The following is an 18540-nucleotide window of genomic DNA, read 5'->3' as shown; positions in this document are numbered from 1 at the left end:
TCAGAACCGGTAGCGCGCCCCCAGCGAGACGAACTGCCCGCGCAGGTTGTACTGGCTGATGTCGAAGCCGTTGGAGCCACCGGCCGGGTCGAACGGCGGATCCTTGTCGGTCAGGTTCAGCACCGACAGCGACAGCGTGGTGTTGGGAATACCTTCGTAGGCCACGTACAGGTCCAGCTGGTGATACGGCTTGATGCGGTCGCGCAGGCCCGGGTTGCTGGTCGCCGTCGCCACACGCTGGTCATAGCCGCTCACGTACTGCAGGCTCAGCGTGCTGCTCCAGTCGCCCACCGCCCAGTTCAGCGAGGTGGTGCCGCGGGTGCGCGGCAGTGCGCCGTGGCGGTTGTTGCCGGCGCCGTCATACGGTGCCTGGCCGGCCACCAGCGGCTGCTTGAAGCTGAGCAGGTGGGTCCAGCTGCCGGCCACGGTGAAGTTGCCCCAGCCCTCGGTGCGGAAGGTGTGGTTGGCATCCAGGTCCAGCCCGGAGGTGGTCAGTTCGCCCTGGTTGGCGTACTGGTTGGTGATGAACTGGATGCGCCCCTGCGCATCACGCTGTACACGGCCGGGGAACAGCGTCGGGTTGTCGACGATGAACTGCGCGCTGTCCGGCTTGACCAGGTTGTCCTGCTCGATGCGGTACCAGTCCAGGCCGATGCTGGTATCGCCATCGGGCGACCACACCGCGCCCACGTTGAAGTTGCGCGAGCGTTCGGCCTTCAGGTCCGGGTTGCCGGTGCGGATGTTGGTCACGCCACGGCTGCCACCGGGCTGCAGCGGATCCAGCGGATCGATCACCGAGCCGTAGCTGACGGTCTGGCCCGGCGCGATCTCCGGCAGCGACGGTGCACGGAAGCCGCGCGAGAACGAGCCGCGCAGCAGCAGGCTGTCCAGCGGCTGCCAGCGCAGCGCCACCTTCGGCGAGAACGCGTTGCCGAAGTCGTCATAGTGATCGCCGCGACCGGCCACCTGCAGCTCCAGGGTGCGATGCAGCGGCACGCTCAGTTCGGCGTAGGCGGCGCTGACCTGGCGCTCGCCGTTGACCACGTTGATGGCCGGGCGCAGCTCGGTGCCCGACAGCACCTGCGCACTGGTGCGCGCGTCCAGTGATTCCTTGCGGAACTCGGCACCCCAGGCGAAGCCGACCGCACCGGCCGGCAGCTCCCACAGCGAGGTCGAGGCCTTCACGTTCAACGCGTGCAGCTTGTACCAGCCCGGTCGCTTGGTCTGCAGGCGCAGTGCATCCAGCGCGCCCGGCGTGCTGGACGGGTTGAGGAAGTTGTAACTGCCATCGCGCAGGATCTGTTCGAACGCGTAGCGGTTGACGAAGTTGTCGACGTACTCGCGCTGCGCGCTCTGCGAACTCAGCGCCGCCACTTCCCAGTCCCAGCGCTCGCCACTGCCGCGCACGCCGGCCAGTGCACGGTAGAACACCTGGGTGTTGTCCTTCAGGCGCGGGCCGATGTCGAAGAAGGTGTACTCGAACGGCAGCGGCGTGCTGCCCGGGTTGTTCGGGTGGCCGACCGGCAGCACCGCCGGCACGTCGATCAGGGTGCCGGTGGCCGGGTTGTAGGCACGCAGGCCCGGGCCCACGGTGAGCGGCGCACTGAAGATCTGGTCGGCCTTGTTGTGGCTGTACAGCACGTCGGCGAACGCTTCGACGCTGTCATTGAAGCGGTAGGTCGCACTCAACGACGCCTGCAGGCGCTCGGCGCCGGGCTGCAGGGTCTTGAACGGCTGCGCGTTGAAGGCGCAGGCCTGGCCGGGCAGGGTGCTGCCGAAGTCGCTGTACGGGCGCAGCTGGCTGCCGTCGGGGCAGTTGGCGAACGGCTGCGGCGCGCGTGGGTTGGACAGCCAGTTGCCACCGGCGGTGGACCAACCGGCCAGGCGGCCGCCGGGCTTGTCGCGGAAATCGCCGCTGCGGGTGTAGGCACGCTGGTCGGCGTCGAGGCGATCACGCTTGAGCAGGTCCAGCCCGAACAGCACGTTCCAGCCCTGCTGTTCGAGGTCACCGAAGCCAGCCAGCAGGTTGGCCTTGCGCTCGTTCAGGCCGCCTTGGGTGGCGGTACCGAAGCCGCCGCCGACTTCCACGCCCTGGAAGTTCTTTCGCAGGATGATGTTGATGACGCCGGCGATGGCATCGGAACCGTACACCGCCGAGGCGCCATCCTTCAGCACTTCGATGCGTTCCACTGCGCTGATCGGCAGCGCGTTGAGGTCGACGAAGGTGTCCTGGGTGTTGAGCGCGAAACCGAAGTTGGAGACGCGGTAGCCGTTGACCAGCACCAGCGTGTTCTTCGGAGACAGGCCACGCAGGCCGATCGAGGCCGAGCCGGCGGCGAAGCTGCCGGTGTACTGTTCGTCGAAGCTGTTGCCGGCATTGGCCGACAGGTTGCGCAGCACGTCGGTGAGGGTGGAGCGGCCGGTCTGCTCGATCTGTTCGCGGCTGACGATCTGCACCGGATTCGGCCCGGCGGTATCGCTGCGCTTGATGTTGGAGCCGGTCACCAGCACGGCGCCGAGGGTGGTGCTTTCCTTGCCGGTATCGGCGGATTCAGCGGCGCCGGCAGCGCCGGCGGTGAGGCCCAGCGCGATCGCGCCGGCAAGCAGGTTCAGGGTGGTGCGGTACATGGAAGCGACAACGCCGAACGGGGGAGGAGCCGTCAGTACCGCATGCAGGCAAGTACGCCTTCCAATGACGAAAGCGCATTCAGTTATACATCACAGGTTCTTAACGAACCGACTCGGTGGGTGCGGACCGTTGGTCCGCACTCCTCCCGGGGGTCAGATCCCTTTCCAGCGGAAAGGGATCTGACCCCGGTTGTCCTACCCTCAAGGCCGCAGCAGCACCTTGCCATTGCGGCCAGAACCGGCGCCCGCCTTCGCCGCCTGGGCGATGTCGTCCAGTGCGAAGATCTTCTCCACCGGCAGGGTCAGTTCGCCGCTGGCCGCACGCTTCAGCAGCTCGCCGACCAGCCGGCGCTTGTCCTCCACCGCCATCGCCTGGCTGACTTTGCTGCCCCAGAAGCCCTTCACCGTGGCCTCCTTGTAGATCAGGCCACCGGCGGGAATGCGCATCGGCTCGCCGCTCATCACCCCGAACGACACCAGGGTGCCGTGGTGGCCAAGCAGGTCGACCAGGTCACCGCTGGCGTCGCCGCCGATGGAATCCACCGCGGCCGCGGCCTGTGCTTCGCCAGTCGCTTCACGCACGCGATCCTTCCAACCCTCCACCGAGGTGTCGAACACATGATCGATACCCAGCGCCTGCAACTGCGCGACGGCATCGGCATTGCGCACCAGGTTGGCCACATGCACGCCACGCGCCCGCGCCAGCATCGCCAGCGACTTGCCCACCGCGCCATTGGCGGTGTTCTGCACGATCCACTGGCCTGCTTCGACGTGCAGGAATTCCAGCAGCATCAGCGCGCTCAGCGGCATGGCGATCAGCTGCGCGGCCATTTCGTCGGGGATCGCCTCGGGCATCGGAATCACCATGCGTGCCGGTGCAATGAACGCTTCGGCCCAGGTGCCATGCACCGAGGCGGCGGCCACCCGCTGGCCGATCTGCAGGCCGTCGACGCCTTCGCCGAGTGCATCGACCACGCCCAATGCTTCACTGCCACCGATCGCCGGCAGTGTCGGCTTGTAGCCGTAGAGGCCGCGCACGGTCAGCAGGTCGTGATTGTGGATCGAGGCCAGCACGGTGCGGATGCGCACCTCGCCGGGGCCGGGCTCGGGGAGGGTGGCATCGGCAATGGCGAGGACGTCGGCCGGGTTGCCGAAGGAATGGTACTGGGCAGCGCGCATGGGCGGTGTTCCGCGGAAAGTTGATGTTGTACCGAACTGGGGACGCAGGCGCTGTCGACAAGGCGCCGCAGGTGCAACACGGCATCCTGCGACTGATCGTCGCGGCATGTCGTGATTGCCGCATCTTGTGTTGACGGTTCCGATTATCCCCACTATGTTGTGGTCGTCACTCCCGGTCAGCCGCCGCCGCCGGACACGCAGCAAACGTCCCGCGGCCCGCCCCTGAAGGCTTGCCGTGTCGACGCGGCCGCCATCGTGCGGACCCAGATCGCCCCCACGGCCCGGATACCGGCCGCAGGCGCAGGCTGTTGCCGACGATCTGGTGTTCCCGCGCTTTGGCATCCCACCCCGACCGCCCCGTGCGCCGGTATCGCGTGCAGGGCCGCCATGGCATCGACCGCCAACGCGCGTGCGAGCCTGGAGCTTCACCACCATGACCGACAGTACCTTCCGCGTGGCCGATCTGGCCGGCGCTGGCGACGCCTTGCGCGCCGGTGGCGAGCGCGTGCCGACCTGGATCACCAAGGAGGCCGGCAACCGCCGCCTGCCATTCGACGCCGAGCGCCTGCAGCGCAGCATCGATGCGGTGCACGCCGAGTTCCCGCAGCTGGATGTGAGCGACTACCGCCGCGTGGTGCAGGCAATGGTCGAGCGCAAGCCCAGCATCAGCGCCGATGACCTTGTCGATCTGCTGATCCGTGAGGCCGAATCGCGGGTGGACCTGGTTGCACCCGAGTGGGAACAGTTTGCCGCGCGCATCTACCTGCGCCGCCTGTACAAGCGCGCCAGCCGCAACCGCTTCTACGACGTCGGCCTGAAGTACGGTTCGTATGTGGGCCTGCAGGAAAGCCTGGTTGACCGCGGCATCTACAGCAACGACATCCTGCGCTGCTATTCGAAGGAAGAGCTGCAGCAGGCCGGCGAGATGATCGACCCGGAGCGCGACCGCCTGTTCGCCTACAACGGCCTGTACCTGCTGGCCACGCGCTATCTGGCCAGCGACCGCAGCCGCGAGGTCTACGAACTGCCGCAGGAGCGCTGGCTGACCATCGCGCTGTACCTCATGCAGGAAGAAAAGCCGCGCGAGCGGCGCATGCAGCTGGTCGGCGAGGCGTACTGGGCGCTGTCCAACCTGTACATGACCGTCGCCACACCGACCCTGGCCAATGCCGGCAAGGTGGGTGGGCAGCTGTCCAGCTGCTTCATCGACACGGTGGACGACAGCCTGCAGGGCATCTATGACTCCAACACCGATATCGCCCGCGTGTCCAAGCACGGTGGCGGCGTCGGCGCCTACCTGGGCTATGTGCGCAGCAGCGGCGCGCCGATCCGGGGCGTGGCCAATTCCTCCGGTGGCGTGGTGCCGTGGATCAAGCAGCTCAACAACACCGCGGTGTCGGTCGACCAGCTCGGCCAGCGCAAGGGTGCGGTGGCGGTGTACCTGGACATCTGGCACCGCGACATCGAAGCCTTCATGGACCTGCGCCTGAACAATGGCGACCAGCGCCTGCGCGCGCACGATGTGTTCACCTCGGTATGCGTGCCCGACCTGTTCATGGAAGCGGTCGAGCGTCGCGCCGACTGGTACCTGTTCGACCCGCACGAGGTGAAGCAGGCCAAGGGCTGGTACCTGCAGGACTTCTACGATGAGACGCGCGGTTCGGGCAGCTTCCGCGACCGCTACGCCGAACTGGTGGCCGACGAGCGCATCAGCCGACGCACGGTGAAGGCCATCGATCTGTTCAAGCGGATCATGCTCAGCCAGCTGGAGACCGGCAATCCGTTCCTGTTCTACCGCGACGAGGTCAATCGCCGGAACCCGAACAAGCACGCGGGCATGATCTATTCCAGCAACCTGTGCACCGAGATCCTGCAGAACATGAGCCCGACGCGGATGATCCAGGAGATCGTCAGCGGCGACCAGATCGTCACCACACGCCGCGCCGGTGACTTCGTGGTCTGCAACCTGTCCTCGATCAACCTCGGCCGCGCGATCAGCGCGCCGGATGACCTGCTGGCCACCGATGTGCTGGAGCGCCTGATCCCGATCCAGGTGCGCATGCTCGACAACGTGATCGACCTCAACGCGTTGCCGGTGCCGCAGGCCACCATCACCAACCGCAAGTACCGCGCTATCGGCCTGGGCACGTTCGGTTGGCACCACCTGCTGGCGCAGCAGGCGATCCAGTGGGAATCACCGGATGCCGAAGAATTGGCCGACCGTCTCTACGAACGCATCAACTTCCTGACCATCCAGGCCAGCGCGCAGCTGGCGAAGGAGAAGGGCAGCTACCCGATGTTCGCGGGTAGTGACTGGCACAACGGGCGTTACTTCCGTGACCGCGACTACAGCGGCGCCGCATGGGACAGCCTGGCCCACGAGGTCGCCACGCACGGCCTGCGCAACGGCTGGCTGCTGGCCGTGGCACCGAACATGAGCACCGCGCAGATTGCCGGTTCCACCGCCTCCATCGACCCGATCTACAGCGCGTTCTACTACGAGGAAAAGAAGGACTTCCGGCGGCCGGTGGCAGCGCCGGGCCTGTCGCTGGAAACCTGGCCGTACTACGAGAAGGGTGCCTACAAGGTCGACCAGTTCGCCAGCGTGCGCCAGAACGCCCGCCGCCAGCGCCATGTCGACCAGTCGATCAGCTTCAACCTGTACGTGCCCAGCACCATCCGCGCGAGCACGCTGCTGGAACTGCACCTGAGCGCCTGGCGCGAAGGCCTGAAGACCACGTACTACGTGCGCTCCAACGACATCGACATCAGCGAATGCGAATGGTGCTCCAGCTGATCGCTGCGCCCCCTGTAGAGCCGAGCCCGCGCTCGGCTCAGACGCGAAGAGCAGCCGAGCATGGGCTCGGCGCTACATCCGCAATGCACGTAATACGAAGGTAGACGACCATGGCAACCCCCCTCGACCGCATCAAGATCCTCGAACCGCGCCATCCCAACCGCAGCACCGGCATCATCAACGGCCGCACCAGTGGCATCCTCAACTGGAACGACATCCCGTACCCGTCGTTCTATCGGGCCTACAAGGAGCTGTCGACCAACTTCTGGATTCCCGACGAGGTCGACATGAAGCTGGACGCCCGCCAGTACGGCGAGCTCAACGCGCGCGAAAAGAACGCGTACGACTCGATCATCGGCCTGCTGGCCACGCTCGATTCACCGCAGACGCGCTTCATCTATAACGTGGCCGAGTACATCACCGACCCGGCGGCGCATGCCAACGCGGCGATCATCGGCCAGCAGGAAGTGATCCACAACGAGAGCTACAGCTACGTGCTGGCCTCGATCACCGACCTGCCGAACCAGAACCGCATCTTCGAGATCGCCCGCACCCACCCGACCATCATCAAGCGCAACGCACCGATCATGGGCGCGTATGGCGATTTCATGCGCGAGAAGACCGCCGAGACCCTGCTGAAGTCGCTGATCCAGTCCTCGATCCTGGAGGGCATCAACTTCTATTCCGGGTTTGCGTACTTCTACAACATGGTGCGGCAGAACCGCATGACCGGCACCGGCAAGATCATCAGCTTCATCAACCGCGACGAGCTGGCCCATACCAAGTTCATCAGCGAGCTGATCCGCGCCATCATCGGCGAGAACCCGGAGCTGCAGACCAACGAGCTGACCGCCTATGTGCACCAGGCGTTCGAGCACGCCATCGAACTGGAGACCCAGTGGTCGTCGGAGGTGCTGGACGGTATCGATGGCATCGACGTGGACGAGATGGTGCGCTACGTGAAGTACCGCGCCAACAAGATGGCCGGCATGCTCGGCATCGAGCGCCTGTACAGCGACACCACCGACAACGTGATGCCGTGGATCAAGGCCTACGCCGACAACTTCACCGAGACCAAGACCGACTTCTTCGAGATGCGCAATGCAAGTTACAAGAAGACCAACGTCGACAACGGCTTCGACGACCTCTGAGCCCGGCGCTGCGCTGCGCATCCTGCTGGTGGTGGCCTCGCTGAGCGGCAATACCCGCGAGCTTGGTCGGCAGATTGCCGAGCGTTGCCGCGCTGCGGGTCATGCCGTGCATTGGCAGGAGGCCGACGATCTGCGCCAGGCGCCTCCCCTGGCGGCCGACGAGGCCGACCTGGTGCTGCTGGGCTGCTGGACCGACAACGCCGGCCGCACGCCAGCGGAGATGAAGGCGTGGGTGGCCAGCATTGCCGAGCGCGGCGAGCGGCCACGGCAGCTGGCGGTGTTCGGCACCGGCGAAACGCAGTGGGGGCAGGAGTACTACTGCGGTGCCGTGCACCGGCTGATCCGCTATTTCCGCAGCGACTACCCGCCGCTGGAGATCGAACAGATGCCGCATGGCGAGCGCCATGCCGGGGCCATCGAGGCCTGGACTGACGAGGTCCTGGCCCATTACTGGAGCACCACCGATGCAGATCATCGACGCCACCACGCCTGAGCAGTTCCAGCAGCTGCTGGCCGAACACCCGCGCGTACTGGTGGACTTCCACAAGGACCAGTGCCCGGGGTGCCGGATGCTGGAGATGTCGCTGCACCGGGTGGCCAACAGTGTCGCGGGGCAGGGCACCACGCTGCTGCGCGTGCAGCTGGAGGTGCTGGGCGAGGCGTTCTTCAGGGAACTGGGGCTGCGGCAGACGCCGACGCTCTCGCTGTTCCGTGACGGGGACGAACGTACCCGCCTGGCAGGGTTCCAGTCGCCGCAGCAGATCGAGGCCGCGATTGCGTTGCATCTGTAGCATGGAGATGGCGGGGTCGGAACCCCTTGCCTGCGGCAGGGAGTCCGACCCCAGGGATGCGGTTTACGCCCCGGCGAAGGTGTCCACCAGCAGCTTCACGTTCAACACCACGATCACCAGCGCGATCACCCAGGCGATCGCGCCCAGCCAGCGCGGTGCGACCAGCGCGCCCATCGTCACCTTGTCGGTCACGATCCGTACCAGCGGGATGATCGCGAACGGCAACTGCATCGACAGCACCACCTGGCTCAGCACCAGCAGCTTCACCGCGCCCTGGTCGCCGAACAGCAGGATCACCACCACCACCGGGATGATGGCCAGCGCACGCGTGATCAGCCGACGCAGCCACGGCGGCATTCGCAGGTGCAGGAAGCCTTCCATCACGATCTGGCCGGCCAGCGTGGCGGTCACCGTCGAATTCAGGCCCGAGGCCAGCAGGGCCACCGCGAACAACGTCGCCGCCGCGCCCACACCCAGCATCGGTGCCAGCAGCTGGTGCGCCTGCTCGATGTCTTCCACATCAAATCGGCCATTGGCATGGAACACCGCCGCCGCCAGGATCAGGATGCTGGCGTTGATGAACAGCGCCAGGGTCAGCGCGAGGGTGCTGTCGGTCACCGCCCAGCGCAGCGCACTGCGGCGGCCTTCATCGGTACGTGGGTAGGCGCGGGTCTGCACGATGGACGAATGCAGGTACAGGTTGTGCGGCATCACCGTGGCACCAATGATGCCGATCGCGATGTACAGCGCGTGCGGATCGGTCACCACCTGCGCGCGCGGAATGAAGCCGCCGAGCACCGCCATCACCGGCGGCGCCGCCATCGCGATCTGCACCACGAAGCAGCCGAAGATCACCATCAGCAGCGCGATCACGAACGCTTCCAGCGCACGGAAGCCGCGGTTCATCAGCAGCAGCACCAGCAGCGTGTCCAGCGCGGTGATCACCGCACCCCACAGCAGTGGCAGATCGAACAGCAGTTTCAGTGCGATGGCGGTGCCGATCACCTCGGCCAGGTCGCAGGCGATGATCGCCGCCTCGCACAGCGCCCACAACGCCAGGTTCACCGGCTTGGGGTAACGCGCGCGGCAGGCCTGCGCCAGGTCCATGCCGGTGGCGATGCCGAGCCGCGCCGACAGCGCCTGCAGGATCACCGCCATCAGGTTGGAGATGAGGATGACCGACAGCAGCAGGTAGCCGAAGCGCGAACCGCCGGCGAGGTCAGTGGCCCAGTTGCCAGGGTCCATGTAGCCGACCGAGATCATGTAGCCCGGGCCGAGGAAGGCCAGCAGGCGGAACCACCAATGGCCCTTGTCGGGCACCGCGACCGAGGCGTTGAGCGCACCCAGGCTGGCCGGAGTGGAGGCCGAAGGGTCGCTGGGCGCCAGGGTATTCATGGGTCCGAATATAGCTCCTGCTATAGTCATTAGCAATGGGAAACAATCGTCTTTGTCGTGTGACTGGTCCAGAATTCAGGTTCAACACCGGATTGCACCGGAAGGACAGGCGCAGGCGTGGGCAAGACCGACGATTCGACATCGCTGAAAAGCACCCCCTTGATCGAGGCCGAGCGCCAGGTCGAGAGCTTCCGGCAAGTGCGCGAGGCGCACCGGATGGAACTGGTGGAGGACTATGTCGAGCTGATTTCGGACCTGCTGGCCGACGGCGGCGAGGCCCGCCAGGTCGACATTGCCACCCGACTGGGCGTGGCCCAGCCCACCGTGGCGAAGATGCTGCGGCGCCTGGCCCGTGATGGCTGGGTGGTACAGCGGCCGTACCGTGGCGTGTTCCTGACCCCGGAAGGCGAAGCGCTGGCCCACGCCAGCCGCCAGCGCCACCAGACCGTGGAGCGTTTCCTGCTGGCGCTGGGCGTGGACGCGGATACCGCGCGGCGCGATGCCGAGGGCATCGAGCACCATGTGAGCGAGCAGACGCTGGCATTGTTCGAAGCCTTCGTGCGCAAGGCCGAGGGCGAGGCGCCGTAACGGTAGCGCCGGGCCATGGCCTCCGGCCGTTCGCGCGATCCCGGTTTTTGTAGAGCCGAGCCATGCTCGGCTGCCGTTCGCACGGTGATCGAATGCGTCGAGCGTGGCTCGACTCTACAGATCGGGCGGGCAGCGCGCCTGCTGCTGCGCACACGCCCGTTTCATCCATTCCTTCAACACCGGCTGCAGGCCTTCATAGCGCCGGCCTTGCCAGCCGTTGGCCAGCACCGTGCCGTCGGCATCGATCAGTACCAGGTTCGGCGGTGCCAGCCCGGCCAATGCCTGCAGCGCCGGCATGCGCGCGGCGCGGCGCGGGTCCAGCACCGGCCACGGCATGTCCTGCGCGTGCATGTAGCGGCGCAGCGCGCTCTCGCTCTCATCCAGGCTGACGTACACCACTTCGGTATCGGCGCCGGCTTTGCGCAATGCGTCGCGCACGCTGCGCAGCGTGGGGACGAACGCATGGCACGGTGCGCACCAGTCGGCACCGAAGTACAGCGCGACCAGCTTCGGCGGCGGCGACCACTGCATCGGCCGCAGCGAGCGCTGCTCCGGCCGCATCAACGAGGCCGAGACCTGCGCGTGCAGGTCCGCAGCCACCGTCGGTGCGGCCGGCAGCACGGCACAGGCCAGCACCAACGCTCGCAGCGCTTCAGAACGCATAGCGCAGGTTGACGTACCACGAGCGCGCGAAGCGCGGCCCGTAGACATAGTCGCTGTCACGCAGTGCGCCCACTTCCAGATCCTTCTGGCGCTGATCGAACACGTTCTTGACACCCGCGGCCACCGACACTTCCTGCTGCGCCTGTGCGCCCAGATGGCGGTGCCAACGCGCCCCGAGATCGGTGACCAGGAACGAACGCGTGCGGTGCAGTTCGCCCAACCGGTTGTTCAGCACCGACATCGGCCCGGTATGGCGCAGCGCGACGAAGGTCTCCCACGGTTCGGCCGGCATCCAGCTGAGCTGGGCCAGGCCGGTCCAGCGCGGAGTCTTCAGGTAGTCGCGGCTTTCGATCACGGTGTCGCCACCGTCGCCGCTGTCGTCGAAGATGCGCTGCGGCTCGCGGAAGCGCGAGCGGTACCACGAGGCGCCGGCGGTCAGGCGCCACTGCGGCGACGGCTGCCAGCCGAGGTTGGTTTCCGCACCCAGCACGTCCGAGCCGGAGGCGTTGTAACGCAGCTGGCTCAGCTGGCCGTCATCGCCGCGCTGGATCTCGCCCAGCGCGAAGGTATCGCGGATGCGTGCATAGGAGGCGGTAGCATCCCAGCTCCACACCGGATTGGCCGGGTCCGAGCGCCAGTCGAAGCCGAACAGGGTGGTCAACGCGCGCTCTTCCTTCAGGCCATCGGTATTGCGCACGCGTACCTGTTCGCCACCGAGCGTATCGACGTGCACATCCTCAACGAAGATCTCCGGAGCACGGAAGCCGGTGGCAATGCCCGCCCGCCATTTCAGGTTTGGCGTGGCCTGCCAGGCCAGCGCGATGCGCGGCGAGAACACCGCGCTGTCCAGTTCCGAGCTCTTGTCCACGCGTGCACCCAGCACCAGGTCGACGTTGTCGCGCAGGCTCCATTCGTCCTGGATGAACGCGCCCAGGTTGTGGAAGGTCGCATCCTCCAGCACCGCAAGACGCTGCCCGTCACCGGTGCGGTTGTCGTCGCGCAGCGCCTCGTGCTTGTACTGCACGCCGAAGGCCAGCGCATGCGCGCCCAGCCGCCAGTTCAACTGGCTGTCGATGTAGTGCAGCGGGTTGTGGGTGCGGCCGTACTGGCGCCACGAACGCGAGGCCGCGCTGCCGGCCACGTTGCGGTCCAGCTGCGACGGGTCATAGCCGGGTGCGGACGGATCGGTGACTACGTCGCCGAGACCGCCGTAGAAGCTGTCGCGGTCGATGTCGGCGAAGGCGTAGGCCAGGCGGAAATCGACGTCGGCAGTGATCTCCTGGTCCCACGACACACTGCCGCGCCGGTATTTCGTATCCAGCGATTCGGCGATGTTGGCCAGGTATCCGGGCTGGTCCAGGCGGTTGCCGCCGCGGCGGGTTTCATCGGTCACCTGCAGGTCCAGGCGCAGCCGCGTGCCCGGCGTGGGCGCGTACCAGGCCTGCAGCCCGCCGACCTTGAGGTTCTTGCGGGTGATCTCGGTGTAGCCGTCACCGTTGTAGTCGATGCCGTTGTTCCAGTTGCGCTGGGCAATCATTGACAGGCCGGCGTCTGCGTCCCTGGCCACCAGGTCCAGCCGCAGGTCGGCGTTCTTCTGCGGCGTACCTTTCAGGACATCCACGCCGGCCTGCACATGGCCACCACTGCGCGCCGGCAGCGGCGGAATCAGGTTGATCACACCGGCAACCGCACCCGGGCCGTACAGCGCCGAGCCACCGCCCTTGACCACTTCGATGCGGTCGACGAACCCGGCCGGGATCTGTTCCAGGCCGTACACGCTGCCCAGCGTGGACAGCAGCGGGATGCCATCGAACAGCAGCTGGTTGTAGGCACCGGGCAGGCCCAGCAGCTGCACTTCGCTGGTGTTGCAGTTCTGGCAGTTGCTCTCCACGCGCAGGCCGTTGATCAGCTCGGCGGCGCGCGAGAAGTCGGTGGCCGCGCGCAGCGCGATGTCTTCCTTGCGCAGCACCTCGGTGCGGATCGGCACGTCCGACAGCAGGCGTTCGCTGCGCGTGGCGGTGCTCACCTTGACCTGCACACGGTCCAGTTCGGTCGGTTTCGGAGTGGCGGCCAGTGCGGGCAGCGGCAGGGTCAGGGCAATGGCGGCGGCCAGGGGCAGCCGATGGAAGAGGGGCGTGGCAACGGGCATGAGGGCGTCGTCCTTGGGGAAAGAAAGGCGGCGAGGGCGACCTGGCTGACGCATATGAAAGCAGTGGCTTATCAATATAGCAAGTGCTATATAAGGAAGCCGCAGTCATTCCGAGCGGAACGCCGACCGAGCCAGATCATGGCTGTGTTATAACATTACATTTGGCAGCCGCAACCCTGCCTGTGGTCATGCACGGAGGTTGGTGTTGCTGTGTGGTTGGGGTCAGAGCCCTTTCCGTTGGAAAGGGATCCGACCCCGGGGGCGATCGTCAGCCGCGGCGGAACGCGGCGGGCGTACGGGCGCCGACGATGATCATGCGGATCATCGTGGAGATCTCTTCGATCAGCTCCGGGTCCTTCTCCGGCGGCAGGTCCATGGCGGTGGCACCCATCGCGAACACCAGCCGGGTGATGGCCTTGGCCACCAGTTCCGGGGCATGCAGCACGGCGCCGTCCAGCGCGGCCAGACGCACCAGGTCGTGCTGCAGCTCTTCCTCGAAATAGTGCAGCTCACGTTCGACCGCGTGCTTGAAGTCGTCCGAACCCACCGCGCCTTCGCGCAGCAGTACGTGCAGCAGCTTGTCGTCGGCGCGCAGCTGTTCCATGAAGGTCTCCACCGAAACCCGCACCACGCTGGTGGCGGTGGAGGTGGCACGCTGGCGGGCCTCGCCGATGATGGTCCGCAGCGAACGGCCGGCGGCGTCGATCAGCGCCACGGCCAGTTCGTCCATGTCGCGGAACTGCCGGTAGAAGCTGTTCGGCGCGATGCCGGCCTCACGTGCCACTTCGCGCAGGCTGAGCGTGGACAGGCTGCGGTGCGGCCCGATCAGTTTCAGGGCGGCGGCCAGCAGGTCCTCGCGGCTCACCGTACGGCGGGCCGGGCTGTTGGCATCTTCAGGCGTCGACAAGGCGGTGGCGGCGGCCATGGGGGTTCCGGTGGGGCGAGGCTGAATCATACCCAATCCGGTTCAATATACACATGTATACACAGGTGTATGTGCGCCCGTATAGTTCGCCCATGAGCGCTGTCGTCCGTCCGTCCCTGTTCTCTCCGTACCGCTGGGTCTCGCCGTCGCTGTTCGATTTCTGGGCAGGCCAGCTCAATCCCCTGTGGACCCTGCGCGAGCCGGTGGCCCGCCTGGTCCGGCGAGAGCCGGCCGGCGAGGGCGCGGCGACCCTGGTCCTGCGCACCAACCGGCACTGGGCCGGCATGCGCGCCGGCCAGCACGTCACCCTGGGCGTGGAGATTGAAGGGCGCCTGTGGCAGCGCAGCTACAGCCCCACCGCACTGGGTCGGCGCGAGCTGGCGATCACCGTCAAGGCGATCGACGGCGGCCTCGTCAGCCAGCACCTGGTCAACCGCGCGCAGCCGGGCGAACTGTTCCGCCTCGATGCCGCCTTCGGCGAGTTCCACATGCCGGCTGCGGCGCCGGTGTTGCTGCTGGCTGCCGGCAGTGGCATCACGCCGATGCGCAGCCTGTTGCGCGACGCCTGCCAGCGCCCGCTGGCAGCGCCGGTGGACCTGTTCTACTGGGAACGCAGCGCCGCCCACCTGCAGTTCCGTGATGAGCTGCAGGCGTTGGCCGCCAGCCAGCCGAACCTGCGTGTGCATCTGCTGACCACCCGCGAAGGGGATGTGCCCGCCGCACGGATCGATGCCCACGACCTGCAGGTGGCGGGCGATGACACCCCGTTGGCGCAGCGCCATGTGCTGGCCTGCGGCCCGGACGGCTTCGTTGCCGCCGCCCGCGAACGCCTGGCGCACCAGGTCGCCGGTTTCCAGGCGGAAGCGTTCACTCCTCCCGCACCGCTGCGTGACGCCAGCAGTGAAGGGGAGGTCGTGCTGACGCTGGCGCGCAGTGGCCGCCAGCTGAGCGTGCCGCGTGGCAGCTCGCTGCTGGAAAGCCTGGAAGCCCATGGCATCAAGCCCAGGCATGGCTGCCGCATGGGCATCTGCAACACCTGCAGCTGTGACCGCGTCAGTGGCGCCACCCGCCACCTGCGCACCGGCGACCTGCAGTCCGAATCGGCGCAGCCGGTACGGATCTGCGTGAGCGCACCGACCACCGACCTGACCCTGGATCTCTGAGGACGCCTGCCATGACCCGCGCTACCGACCGTGCCCTGAGTACTGCCGAGATGCATGCCTTCGGTGAGGAACTCGACGCGATCCGCGACCGTGTGATCGGCAGCCTCGGCGCCTCCGATACCCGCTACATCCGCCGCGTGGCCGCCGCCGTGCGCTGGTTTGGCGTGGGGGGCCGTGGCCTGCTGTTCCTGGCGGCGTTCTCGCCACTGTTCTGGATGCCGCTGCTGTGGCCGGCCGCGATCACCGGCACGCTGCTGCTGGCGCTGTCTAAGATCCTGGAGAACATGGAGCTGGGCCACAACGTCATGCACGGCCAGTTCGACTGGACCGGCGACCCCAAGCTCAACGGCAATACCTATGAGTGGGACATCGTTGCCACTGCCGACAACTGGCGCAAGACCCACAATTTCCGCCACCACACCTATACCAACGTACGTGGCATGGACGATGACATCGGTTATGGCCTGCTGCGCATCTTCCCGGAGCAGCGCTGGAAGCCGTTCTACCTGCTGCAGCCGATCATCGCGCCGATCTTCGCGCTGCTGTTCCAGTGGGGCGTGGCCGCGCAGGACCTGCGCCTGGGCCGCTGGCTGAAGGGCCGCATCAGCGGCCGTGCGATGTGGATGCAGACCCGCCCGGTGGCGCGGAAAATGGCCCGCCAGGTGCTGAAGGACTACGTGTTCTTCCCGCTGCTGGCCGGCCCGTTCTTCCTCACCGTGATGCTGGGCAACATGGTGGCCAACGGACTGCGCAACATCTGGACCTACGTGATCATCTTCTGCGGCCACTTCACCGCCGAATCGGAAACCTTCCCGAAGGAATGCCTGCGCAATGAATCGCGCGGCCACTGGTACCTGCGCCAGCTGCGCGGTTCATCCAACATCAGCGGCGGCTTCCTGATCAACGTGCTGTCGGGCAACCTCAGCCACCAGATCGAGCATCACTTCTATCCGGACCTGCCGGCCAACCGCTATGCGGCCATTGCCAAGGAAGTGAAGGACATCTGCCGTCGCTACGGCCAGCACTACAACAACGGCTCGCTGCCGCGCCAGTTCGGCCAGGTGGTCTGGCGCATCCTGCGCCACGCGTTCCCGAGCAAGCCGCGCCGCCTGCCGATGTCGGACATCATGTCCGCACCGGCATCGGCCAACGCGGGCTGATCAACTCAGCCCGCCTTCGCCGGCTCCGCCTGCTCGCGGTCCAGGCGGCGCAGGAACACCTGCAATTCCCTGCGTGCCTGCTGGTCGCCCTTGCTGCCGGCCACGCTCAATCCGCGCTGCCAGGCTTCGCGCGCCGCCTGCGGCTGGCCACTGGCCAGCCAGGCCTTGCCCAGCAGCTTCCACGCCGCCGAGTACTGCGGATCAAGCACCACGCAACGGCCCAGATGGGTGGCCGCGCGCACCGGGTTGCCGGCATCCAGCCAGCCCTTGCCCAGGCCGAAGCGCAGCAGCGCGCCGTCCCTGCCGGCGGCGAGCATGCATTCCAGAGCTTCGATGTTCATCCGCGCACCTCCACCAGCAGTTCGGCCGGGCCGGGCTGGAAGCGGCCGCGATGGAACAGCAGCGGCGCGCCGCCGTTCTCGTGCACGTCGATGATGCGGCCGGCCAGCAGCAGGTGATCGCCCACCGGCCACTGTGCGTGGCGGGTACAGGTGAGATGGGCGACCGCACCGGCGATGCGGGGTGGGGCGTCCTCGTCGTCATCCAGCAATGCCAGGCCGTCGAAGCGATTGCGGACCTGCGGATCGGCGAAGCGCCGGGCCAGCGCTTCCTGGTCGGCCGCCAGCACGCTGATTGCAAAGCGGGTGGCGCGCTGGAAGGTGGACAGGCTCTGCGCGTGCAACGCCAGGTTCCACAGCACCAGCGGTGGCTGCAGCGAGACCGGTACGAACGAGTTGATGGTCAGGCCGACCGGCTTGCCCTGTGCATCGCGCGCGCAGACGATGGCCACGCCGGTCGGGAAATGGCCGAGCAGCCGCCGCAGGGCACGCGGCGGCATCTCGACCGACGGCACCGGCGCCGGTGCGGGGAAGACCCCCGCCCACGGCCCGGCGTACGGCACTGTCTCGCCGCTCATGAGGCCCGGGCCTGGCGGTAGCGCCGGCCGACCTCGGCCCAGTTGATGATGTTGAAGAACGCACCGATGTAGTCCGGGCGACGGTTCTGGTAGTGCAGGTAGTAGGCGTGTTCCCAGACGTCCAGCGCGAGGATCGGGGTATTGCCTGACAGGCCGACGGTTGCACCCATCAGCGGGCTGTCCTGGTTGGCGCTGCTTTCGACCTGCAGGCGGCCGTCGCGATCACTGGTCAGCCAGGCCCAGCCGCTGCCGAAACGGGTCTGCGCGGCCTTGCTGAAGGCGTCCTTGAAGGCATCGAAGCCGCCCAGGTCACGGTCGATGGCGGTGGCCAGTTCCTCATCGGGTGCACCACCGTCGGCGCTGAGCACGGTCCAGAACAGGCTGTGGTTGGCGTGGCCACCGCCGTTGTTGCGGACCGCGCCACGCTGCGCCTCGGGCACGGCACCGAGGTTGGCGATCAGCGCCTCGACCGGCTGCTCGGCAATGCCGGCCTGCTCGACGGCGGCATTGAGGTTGTTGACGTAGGCCTGGTGGTGCTTGCTGTGATGGATCTCCATCGTGCGCGCATCGAAGTGCGGCTCAAGGGCGTCGTAGGCGTAGGGGAGCGGGGGAAGCGAGTACGACATCGAAGCAATCTCCGTGGGGAAGGCCAGAGGGCTGGCCGTGGGAAGATTGTTATCGCACCTCAACATTGGTTGAGGTCAAGGGGCGGGATTGAAATGTGTGCGCGTTCGTCGCCTTGATTCTTCCTGGCAGGCAGGGGCTGATGGGTCAGCGCAGGACACGCCGTGAACCCATCCATGGGGCTCGATGGCGCCATCCGTGGCGCCAACGGTCCTGCGCTGACCCATCAGCCCCTGCAGGACAGCTCCCTGCGCTGGCGCGGAGACGGAGTCAAAGGCAGGAGCAGGAGCGGCATGGTAGTGCCGGGCGCGGGGCGGCCCACACCCCAGGGGGGGGGTGGGGGCCCCCGCCCGCCCCACCCACAACCCCCAGTAGAAAACAACCCGCCCCCGGGTGGGGGGGCCCCCCCCC

The 18540-nt window shown here is 66.9% G+C and carries 16 protein-coding genes; 7 read left to right on the top strand and 9 right to left on the bottom strand.

Annotation, left to right across the window (positions count from 1 at the left end):
- Both AC5JLE_RS07130 and AC5JLE_RS07125 read right to left on the bottom strand, forming a co-directional pair.
- Nucleotides 1-2628 carry a TonB-dependent receptor gene (locus AC5JLE_RS07130; RefSeq protein ID WP_321210772.1) on the bottom strand — a complete coding sequence of 876 codons (2628 nt, stop codon included), beginning with the start codon at nucleotides 2626-2628 and terminating at the stop codon, nucleotides 1-3.
- Between the two features lie 201 nt (nucleotides 2629-2829).
- Entirely contained in the window at nucleotides 2830-3807 is a 978-nt protein-coding gene (locus AC5JLE_RS07125) for a zinc-binding dehydrogenase (protein WP_496065159.1), read from the bottom strand.
- Between the two features lie 433 nt (nucleotides 3808-4240).
- On the opposite strand from AC5JLE_RS07125, the gene AC5JLE_RS07120 reads away from it, so the two are divergent.
- The 4 genes from AC5JLE_RS07120 to AC5JLE_RS07105 all read left to right on the top strand — a co-directional run bounded on the left by AC5JLE_RS07120 (nucleotide 4241) and on the right by AC5JLE_RS07105 (nucleotide 8546).
- The gene (locus tag AC5JLE_RS07120) at nucleotides 4241-6604 is read left to right on the top strand and encodes a ribonucleoside-diphosphate reductase subunit alpha (RefSeq protein WP_496065158.1); all 2364 of its coding nucleotides are present in this window, start codon (nucleotides 4241-4243) and stop codon (nucleotides 6602-6604) included.
- Nucleotides 6605-6714: 110 nt separating this feature from the next.
- Nucleotides 6715-7755 (top strand): ribonucleotide-diphosphate reductase subunit beta, encoded by a 1041-nt coding sequence (locus tag AC5JLE_RS07115; protein ID WP_496065157.1) that lies wholly within the window; start codon nucleotides 6715-6717, stop codon nucleotides 7753-7755.
- Nucleotides 7756-7780: 25 nt separating this feature from the next.
- On the top strand, nucleotides 7781-8248 hold the full coding sequence (locus AC5JLE_RS07110; protein ID WP_119006977.1) for a flavodoxin: 468 nt from the start codon (nucleotides 7781-7783) through the stop codon (nucleotides 8246-8248).
- Nucleotides 8220-8546 carry a thioredoxin family protein gene (locus AC5JLE_RS07105; protein WP_005409967.1) on the top strand — a complete coding sequence of 109 codons (327 nt, stop codon included), beginning with the start codon at nucleotides 8220-8222 and terminating at the stop codon, nucleotides 8544-8546. Before AC5JLE_RS07110 ends, AC5JLE_RS07105 begins: the two co-directional genes overlap by 29 nt.
- A gap of 63 nt (nucleotides 8547-8609) precedes the next feature.
- Here the strand turns inward: AC5JLE_RS07105 and AC5JLE_RS07100 are convergent, their stop codons facing one another.
- Nucleotides 8610-9941, bottom strand: coding sequence for an Nramp family divalent metal transporter (locus AC5JLE_RS07100; protein ID WP_496065156.1), 1332 nt, complete (start codon nucleotides 9939-9941; stop codon nucleotides 8610-8612).
- 117 nt (nucleotides 9942-10058) lie between these two features.
- Here AC5JLE_RS07100 and mntR point away from each other — a divergent pair, with 117 nt between their 5' ends.
- The gene (mntR, locus tag AC5JLE_RS07095; protein ID WP_014647435.1) at nucleotides 10059-10529 is read left to right on the top strand and encodes a manganese-binding transcriptional regulator MntR; all 471 of its coding nucleotides are present in this window, start codon (nucleotides 10059-10061) and stop codon (nucleotides 10527-10529) included.
- A 114-nt stretch (nucleotides 10530-10643) separates the two neighbouring features.
- Here the strand turns inward: mntR and AC5JLE_RS07090 are convergent, their stop codons facing one another.
- The 3 genes from AC5JLE_RS07090 to fabR all read right to left on the bottom strand — a co-directional run bounded on the left by AC5JLE_RS07090 (nucleotide 10644) and on the right by fabR (nucleotide 14266).
- Entirely contained in the window at nucleotides 10644-11192 is a 549-nt protein-coding gene (locus tag AC5JLE_RS07090; protein WP_496065155.1) for a thioredoxin-like domain-containing protein, read from the bottom strand.
- Nucleotides 11182-13341: a TonB-dependent receptor plug domain-containing protein gene (locus tag AC5JLE_RS07085; RefSeq protein ID WP_496065154.1), complete on the bottom strand. Its 2160-nt coding sequence runs from the start codon at nucleotides 13339-13341 to the stop codon at nucleotides 11182-11184. Before AC5JLE_RS07085 ends, AC5JLE_RS07090 begins: the two co-directional genes overlap by 11 nt.
- A gap of 268 nt (nucleotides 13342-13609) precedes the next feature.
- The gene (fabR, locus tag AC5JLE_RS07080) at nucleotides 13610-14266 is read right to left on the bottom strand and encodes an HTH-type transcriptional repressor FabR (protein WP_014647432.1); all 657 of its coding nucleotides are present in this window, start codon (nucleotides 14264-14266) and stop codon (nucleotides 13610-13612) included.
- 92 nt (nucleotides 14267-14358) lie between these two features.
- On the opposite strand from fabR, the gene AC5JLE_RS07075 reads away from it, so the two are divergent.
- Nucleotides 14359-15429, top strand: a complete 1071-nt coding sequence (locus tag AC5JLE_RS07075) for a ferredoxin reductase (protein ID WP_053494485.1) — start codon at nucleotides 14359-14361, stop codon at nucleotides 15427-15429.
- Nucleotides 15430-15440: 11 nt separating this feature from the next.
- A complete protein-coding gene (locus AC5JLE_RS07070) occupies nucleotides 15441-16589 on the top strand; it encodes a fatty acid desaturase family protein (protein ID WP_005413710.1) in 1149 nt (382 codons plus the stop codon).
- A 5-nt stretch (nucleotides 16590-16594) separates the two neighbouring features.
- Here AC5JLE_RS07070 and AC5JLE_RS07065 read toward each other — a convergent pair whose 3' ends face one another.
- Genes AC5JLE_RS07065 through AC5JLE_RS07055 form a run of 3 tightly spaced genes read right to left on the bottom strand, consistent with a single transcriptional unit; the run spans nucleotide 16595 to nucleotide 18131 of the window.
- Nucleotides 16595-16930 (bottom strand): tetratricopeptide repeat protein, encoded by a 336-nt coding sequence (locus AC5JLE_RS07065; RefSeq protein WP_478439516.1) that lies wholly within the window; start codon nucleotides 16928-16930, stop codon nucleotides 16595-16597.
- On the bottom strand, nucleotides 16927-17505 hold the full coding sequence (locus AC5JLE_RS07060) for a flavin reductase family protein (RefSeq protein WP_032962524.1): 579 nt from the start codon (nucleotides 17503-17505) through the stop codon (nucleotides 16927-16929). Before AC5JLE_RS07060 ends, AC5JLE_RS07065 begins: the two co-directional genes overlap by 4 nt.
- Entirely contained in the window at nucleotides 17502-18131 is a 630-nt protein-coding gene (locus tag AC5JLE_RS07055; protein ID WP_496065153.1) for a superoxide dismutase, read from the bottom strand. Before AC5JLE_RS07055 ends, AC5JLE_RS07060 begins: the two co-directional genes overlap by 4 nt.
- Between the last annotated feature and the right edge of the window lie 409 nt (nucleotides 18132-18540).

The sequence above is a fragment of the Stenotrophomonas sp. genome, from assembly GCF_059505245.1.
This window is presented reverse-complemented; position numbering and strand designations above follow the sequence as displayed.

Excerpts from the sequence above, each read along its gene's own strand:
- AC5JLE_RS07130 (WP_321210772.1), bottom strand. The coding sequence starts at position 2,628 with ATGTACCGCACCACCCTGAACCTGCTTGCCGGCGCGATCGCGCTGGGC.
- AC5JLE_RS07125 (WP_496065159.1), bottom strand. The coding sequence starts at position 3,807 with ATGCGCGCTGCCCAGTACCATTCCTTCGGCAACCCGGCCGACGTCCTC.
- AC5JLE_RS07120 (WP_496065158.1), top strand. The coding sequence starts at position 4,241 with ATGACCGACAGTACCTTCCGCGTGGCCGATCTGGCCGGCGCTGGCGAC.
- AC5JLE_RS07115 (WP_496065157.1), top strand. The coding sequence starts at position 6,715 with ATGGCAACCCCCCTCGACCGCATCAAGATCCTCGAACCGCGCCATCCC.
- AC5JLE_RS07105 (WP_005409967.1), top strand. The coding sequence starts at position 8,220 with ATGCAGATCATCGACGCCACCACGCCTGAGCAGTTCCAGCAGCTGCTG.
- AC5JLE_RS07100 (WP_496065156.1), bottom strand. The coding sequence starts at position 9,941 with ATGAATACCCTGGCGCCCAGCGACCCTTCGGCCTCCACTCCGGCCAGC.
- AC5JLE_RS07090 (WP_496065155.1), bottom strand. The coding sequence starts at position 11,192 with ATGCGTTCTGAAGCGCTGCGAGCGTTGGTGCTGGCCTGTGCCGTGCTG.
- AC5JLE_RS07085 (WP_496065154.1), bottom strand. The coding sequence starts at position 13,341 with ATGCCCGTTGCCACGCCCCTCTTCCATCGGCTGCCCCTGGCCGCCGCC.
- fabR (WP_014647432.1), bottom strand. The coding sequence starts at position 14,266 with ATGGCCGCCGCCACCGCCTTGTCGACGCCTGAAGATGCCAACAGCCCG.
- AC5JLE_RS07075 (WP_053494485.1), top strand. The coding sequence starts at position 14,359 with ATGAGCGCTGTCGTCCGTCCGTCCCTGTTCTCTCCGTACCGCTGGGTC.
- AC5JLE_RS07070 (WP_005413710.1), top strand. The coding sequence starts at position 15,441 with ATGACCCGCGCTACCGACCGTGCCCTGAGTACTGCCGAGATGCATGCC.
- AC5JLE_RS07065 (WP_478439516.1), bottom strand. The coding sequence starts at position 16,930 with ATGAACATCGAAGCTCTGGAATGCATGCTCGCCGCCGGCAGGGACGGC.
- AC5JLE_RS07060 (WP_032962524.1), bottom strand. The coding sequence starts at position 17,505 with ATGAGCGGCGAGACAGTGCCGTACGCCGGGCCGTGGGCGGGGGTCTTC.
- AC5JLE_RS07055 (WP_496065153.1), bottom strand. The coding sequence starts at position 18,131 with ATGTCGTACTCGCTTCCCCCGCTCCCCTACGCCTACGACGCCCTTGAG.